The organism is Bacillus sp. 22-7 (genome assembly GCF_010628845.1).
Lineage (GTDB): Bacteria > Bacillota > Bacilli > Bacillales > Cytobacillaceae > Cytobacillus > Cytobacillus firmus_B.
Genome location: NZ_NJQY01000044.1, coordinates 1 through 6,005, shown reverse-complemented (window position 1 = coordinate 6,005; position 6,005 = coordinate 1). Strand labels below are relative to the sequence as shown.

The following is a 6,005-nucleotide window of genomic DNA, read 5'->3' as shown; positions in this document are numbered from 1 at the left end:
GCGCGCAGGCAGAGGCTTAGTTGAACCAATCGGGTTCGTAGTGTCGATTGATCGAAGCGCTAGCGGAGATCTTAGCGACACTAGAACGCGACTAACAATCAGTGGGGGATAAGGAAAACCCCCACTGATTGAAGTTTCACATTATGCGGTTCTTTTGGTGTTAAGATTCACTCCCAATATACCGCCCATCATGGCCGTAAGTGTGAAACAGGTGTGGTAAATCATTTGCTCCATATTAAATAAACTGTCATGTCCTAAATATTGAAAAAGAAAAATAACGATTGAATAAATAAGGCCGGTTAAGCCTCCGAGCAGCCAGCCTTTTTGCTTCCCTTTGCCTCCGGAAATGAACCCGCCTGCAAAAAGAGAAATGAATGAAACACCAGTAATAATATACTGCAAGGATGACTCCTGCAGTGATGTAAATCTCAAGAGCAGTGAAAAAATGAGACTGCCGGCAACGGCAATGGCAAAAATCGCAATAATACCATAAAGTACAGCACTTCCAAAGTTCTTTGATTCTTCTATATGGACCCTCTCCCTTCTTAATGAGTGAACAGGAACAGCTTTCGACCCTTGAGGTAACCAGCCTTTTCCTTAGTACAAGCATATTCAGACAATGAAAAAATAGAATCGAAATTATTCAAAGAAAAAACCTCATATACTCATAAAAGTTCAAATATGCGGAAGAATAGAAAGGATTGCATCAAAAGGAGTGCTGTTGAAGTGGAAGAATATCTTATCATCGTTGTAAGAACCTTATTTCTGTATGCAGTCATTCTTCTCATTTTTAGACTGATGGGCAAAAGGGAAATTGGGGAACTAAGCATCCTGGATCTGGTCGTCTATATCATGATTGCTGAACTTGCAGTTGTCGCGATTGAAACTCCGGATTCAAATATTTTAAAAAATGTGCTTCCCATGCTCCTTTTGATGGTTGTACAAATTGTATTGGCCATACTTTCGCTGAAAAGCAAAACATTCAGGGACGTAGTTGATGGAAAACCTACCATTATTATTAATAAAGGAAAAATAGATGAAAATGCCATGAGGAAGCAGCGATATAACTTTGATGACCTGCTTCTGCAGTTAAGAGAAAAAGATATTGCCAAAATCTCCGATGTGGAATTTGCTATCCTTGAATCCTCCGGAACGCTGTCAGTGTTTGAAAGAAAAGACAGTAAAGAGGGGGGAATAACGATCCCTTTGATAATAGATGGCACGATTCAGAAAACTAATCTGGAAACGATAAATAAAAGTGACTTTTGGCTGCGTCAGGAACTTCGAAAAGAAGGGTATAAAGAGATCTCCAATATTTCATTCTGCAGTTATGAAAATGGCCAATTTTATGTGGACCTGCTTGATGAAAGGAAATAAAAACAAGGTCAGCTCAGCTGACCTGTGAAATATTACTTAAATGCCAGTCTCGATATCATTTTGCCTATCCCCGGAATACGCACTAAGTCATTCTTTTTAATCAGCTTAAAGATTAATAAAAGGATGATGTAGACAATTGTGATAACTGCAGATATCAAAATAACCCTTAAGGCTGTATTCATGTCAGAGGCAAGGATGTCTTTTAGCATCCAGAAACCTAAGCCTCCTGATACAATCATTGCTATAAACGTTTTTATATAATCCCTTACGAAAAAAGTAAAAGAAATAGCTTTCAGAACGGTTGCAAAGTGAAGCATTGTCACCAGGACTGTACCTGTCAAAATCCCCATCGCAACTCCATTTATCCCAAATGCAGGCTGGCTGGCAAGAAGAAAGATAACGGCCGTCTTTACAACAGCTCCAATCAAGCTGTTGATCATGGCAGCACGGGCAAGATTCAATGCCTGCAAAGTTGCCTGAAGAGGTCCCTGATAATAATAAAACAGGAAAAAGGGCGCCATCAGTTTAATAAAATGAGAACCGCTTGAGGAGCCATACATCACTTCCATTAACTGATCGGAAAGGACGTAAAGAACCACCACTGCAAGGCCCCCGGTAATGAATGCGAATCGAAGAGCCTGCTGAAGCCGGTATTCGATCAGACGCATATTATTTTGGGAATTTGCCTCGCTTATAGCGGGAACAAGAGAAGTTGACAGAGAATAAGTAATAAACGATGGCAGCATCAGCAGAGGCATGGCAAAGCCCGTAAGAGCACCATACTGCTTCGTAGCCGCAGCTGCTGCCACACCTGCAAGTGCCAGACTCTGCGCTACCACAATCGGTTCAAAAAACCAGGCGACAGAACCGATCATTCTGCTCCCTGTCGTTGGGAGAGCAACGGTCATCAATTCGTAAAATGTACTTTTTCCGGAAGACACATATTTAAAAAATTGGTTCCTGACTCTGAATTTCTTTTTAAGCTTAAATGTGGTCATCAAATAAAGCAATGATGCAAGCTCCCCGATGACTGCTGCCAGCATGGCGCCCGCAGCCGCATATTCAATTCCATATGGCAGAAATGCTTTAGTCATTAAAGCGATCAGACTGATTCGGACTATCTGCTCAATCATCTGGGAATAGGCAGCAGGCTTCATGTTTTGCCTGCCCTGGAAATAACCGCGAATGACTGAGGAAACTGCAATGATCGGCACAATTGGAGCGATTGCCATCAAAGGCAAATGGGTCCGGTTATCAGTAAAGAGTGTCTCTGATAATAATGGAGCGAGCAAAATTAAAGCGGGAGTGAAAACAATGGAAAGCGAGATGGTAGTTGCCAAGGAAACAATTAATATTTTTTTAATTTTTGCTGTATCTCCTCTTGCCTCTGCCTCGGCCACATTTTTAGAAATAGCAACCGGCAGTCCAATCTGTGTGATGGTGACGACAAGAATCATGGTGGGAAAGGCCATCATATAAAGGCCAACACCTTCTTCTCCAATAAATCGGGCGATGACAATCCTGTTAATAAAGCCAAGGACCCTGGTCACCAGGCCTGCAGCGAGCAGGATCATGGTACCTTTAAGAAATTTGGACATTCAACTCCCTGCCTTCTCAAAATGGGTAATATCATATACAATTATCTATATGCAAGATAGAGGACAAAGCATGACAAGCTATCATAATTTCCATGTTATTAATGGCGGGGAGGCGGCTGAAAATGAAAATCGGCCATGAATATGATTATTTTCGTACTACGGTAAAGCCTGCATTGGAAAGCAAACTGGATGAATTCCGGCTTCTGGGATATAAAAAAGTGACTGAACAGGAACTTTGGGGTTATCTCACAAAGAAAAAGTGGAAAAAACCCAAAAAAAATGTCAGGCTATTTGAAATTGTGGAAGAAATAATGGAAGTGAAGGTGAGTGATTACATTCATTATGCTACCATCGAGGCTTTTAAAGAAGCTGAATTTGATTTAGATAACGAAGAAGAAAGAAAAAAACTATTAAAGTAGACAGGTGATTCCAATTTTTTTCATGGTTTAACATGATATAAGGGAAATTGACAGGTTTTACAATCTGTTTCATAATGAAAAGCGGAGTAATCGGCCTTTTTCATGTAATCGGTTATACATAGAATGAAAGTTAAGGACGAGTAGTAAAAGTTTCAAACAGTAGTCTTAATTAACGGGAAGGCTTATTAGATAGTAATGCAGGCTTCACGTGCAGGAATGTATGGTAAATAATGCATCACGCCGCTGATGCAGTGCCTGCGGGCGATAGTTAAGGAGGATTTATTCAGAATGGTAAAGCGCAGCCGTATCGTTGCTTTTTTCCTGATTGTTTTATTATTGGGTAGCTTGGCTGGGGCAACGACAAACAACATCCTAAAAAATATTAAGCTTGGACTTGATTTACAGGGCGGATTTGAGGTTCTCTATGAGGTAACGCCAAAAGATGGGCAGAAGGTGACTAAAGAAGTCCTAGCAAGTACTGCCGAAGCGCTCGACAGGCGAATCAATGTACTTGGAGTCAGTGAGCCGAATATCCAGATTGAGGGAGATAAGCGGGTCCGTGTTCAGCTTGCCGGTGTAACAGATCAGAATAAAGCAAGGGAAATTCTGTCCACAGAAGCTAATCTCTCATTTAGAGATGTTAATGATCAGTTGATGATGGATGGTTCAGATCTTGCTGAAAATGGTGCAAAGCAGACATTTGATGAAAATGGAAAGCCAAGTGTTTCATTGAAGCTGAAAAGCGCTGGAAAATTTAAAGATGTAACCCAAAAAATTGTCAATATGGGAGCGCCAAATAACCTGCTTGTCATTTGGCTTGATTTTGAAGAAGGCCAGGATTCCTTCCAGGCTGAGGCAGCAAAAGAAGACCCAAAATACTTATCTGCTCCACAGGTAAGCCAAATCTTTAATCAGGATACCGTTTCCATTGTTGGGAACTTTACAATTGAAGAAGCACAGACACTGGCGGATTTATTGAATGCAGGATCCCTTCCTGTACAGCTCGATGAAGTTTATTCAACATCAGTAGGTGCTAAATTTGGTGAGCAGGCAATGGAAACGACTATTCTTGCCGGAATAATAGGGGTATTGATTATCTTTATCTACATGATTGCGGTATATCGTTTCCCTGGATTTATTGCAACTCTTACTTTATCGTTTTATATTTATCTGATTTTACTCGTTTTTGACTGGATGAATGGCGTATTGACGCTGCCTGGTATTGCTGCGCTCATCCTGGGGGTTGGTATGGCGGTTGATGCGAATATCATTACCTATGAGAGAATCAGGGAAGAAATGAAAGTGGGCAGAACAATCAAATCTGCTTTCCAGGCTGGAGAGAAAAATTCACTTTCCACCATCTTTGATGCAAATATCACAACAATTCTGGCAGCAGCCGTATTATTCTTTTATGGGACAAGTTCTGTAAAGGGATTTGCTACCATGCTTATAATAAGCATTCTGGCCAGCTTTATTACTGCTGTATACGGTACAAGGCTGCTTATGGGGCTTTGGGTCCATAGTAAAGCACTTGATAAGAAACCAGGCTGGTTTGGAGTTAAGAAAAGTGATATCAAAAATATTGCAGAAAATTACGATACCCTTGATTTGCCGACCAAATTTGATAAATTTGATTTTGTAGGGAACCGCAAGAAGTTTTTCATCCTTTCTGCTGTTTTAATTACTGCAGGAATAATTGTTCTTTCTATATTCCGCTTAAATCTTGGAATCGATTTTGTCAGCGGTACCCGGATCGAGCAGCAGGCAAGTGAATCCTTAACAAAAGAAAAATTCCAAGCTGAATTATCAGCTCTTGGAATCGAGACAGATGATATTGTCATCTCTGGAGATAATAATGAAATTGGTGTTGCTAGATTTAAAGATGTTTTAACTAAAGACGAAATAGCAGAAGTTAAAACTCAATTTCATGAAAAATTCGGTCAAGATCCGAATGTCAGCACAGTTTCACCAACTGTAGGAAAAGAACTTGCTAAAAATGCACTGAAAGCTCTTGCGATAGCCTCTGTAGGCATTATCATTTATGTATCCATTCGCTTTGAGGTCAAGATGGCCATTCCGGCAGTACTGGCACTTCTGCATGATGCCTTCTTTATTATCGCAGTATTTAGCTTTACACGTATGGAAGTGGATATTACCTTCATTGCAGCAATTCTTACAGTGGTCGGTTACTCAATAAATGATACAATCGTAACGTTCGACCGGATGCGTGAGAATATGCAGAAAAAGAAAAAAATCAAGTCATTTGAAGATATTGCGGATGTTGTAAACAAGAGTCTTCGCCAAACGCTTGGCCGCTCTGTAAATACTGTTTTAACGGTTGTATTTACAGTCGTTGCGCTGCTTGTGTTTGGAAGTGAATCAATCAGAAACTTCTCGTTTGCACTTCTTATTGGTTTAATAGCAGGTACTTATTCTTCCATTTTCCTTGCTGCACAGATTTGGGCAGTATGGAAAGGCAAGGAACTGAAAGAAAAAGGTGTTATTCATACTGTTAAAGAAAAACGCAAAGTCAGTGACGAACCCCAAGTGTAATAATTACAAAAAACTCAGGCGAGTGCCTGAGTTTTTTTTATGTGCGCCCGGCATGGGT

The 6,005-nt window shown here is 40.5% G+C and carries 5 protein-coding genes; 3 read left to right on the top strand and 2 right to left on the bottom strand.

Features of this window, described 5'->3' with window-relative positions; genetic code table 11:
- Positions 1 to 141: 141 nt before the first annotated feature.
- On the bottom strand, positions 142 to 528 hold the full coding sequence (locus CE058_RS23665) for a TIGR04086 family membrane protein (protein ID WP_048010362.1): 387 nt from the start codon (positions 526 to 528) through the stop codon (positions 142 to 144).
- Between the two features lie 198 nt (positions 529 to 726).
- Here CE058_RS23665 and CE058_RS23660 point away from each other — a divergent pair, with 198 nt between their 5' ends.
- Entirely contained in the window at positions 727 to 1,377 is a 651-nt protein-coding gene (locus tag CE058_RS23660; protein ID WP_048010361.1) for a DUF421 domain-containing protein, read from the top strand.
- Between the two features lie 32 nt (positions 1,378 to 1,409).
- On the opposite strand, the gene spoVB is transcribed toward CE058_RS23660, so the two are convergent.
- Positions 1,410 to 2,975, bottom strand: a complete 1,566-nt coding sequence (gene spoVB, locus CE058_RS23655) for a stage V sporulation protein B (RefSeq protein WP_163145234.1) — start codon at positions 2,973 to 2,975, stop codon at positions 1,410 to 1,412.
- Between the two features lie 122 nt (positions 2,976 to 3,097).
- On the opposite strand from spoVB, the gene CE058_RS23650 reads away from it, so the two are divergent.
- Both CE058_RS23650 and secDF read left to right on the top strand, forming a co-directional pair.
- Positions 3,098 to 3,394: a post-transcriptional regulator gene (locus CE058_RS23650; RefSeq protein ID WP_048010359.1), complete on the top strand. Its 297-nt coding sequence runs from the start codon at positions 3,098 to 3,100 to the stop codon at positions 3,392 to 3,394.
- A 288-nt stretch (positions 3,395 to 3,682) separates the two neighbouring features.
- Entirely contained in the window at positions 3,683 to 5,947 is a 2,265-nt protein-coding gene (gene secDF, locus CE058_RS23645) for a protein translocase subunit SecDF (RefSeq protein ID WP_163145233.1), read from the top strand.
- Positions 5,948 to 6,005 lie beyond the last annotated feature (58 nt).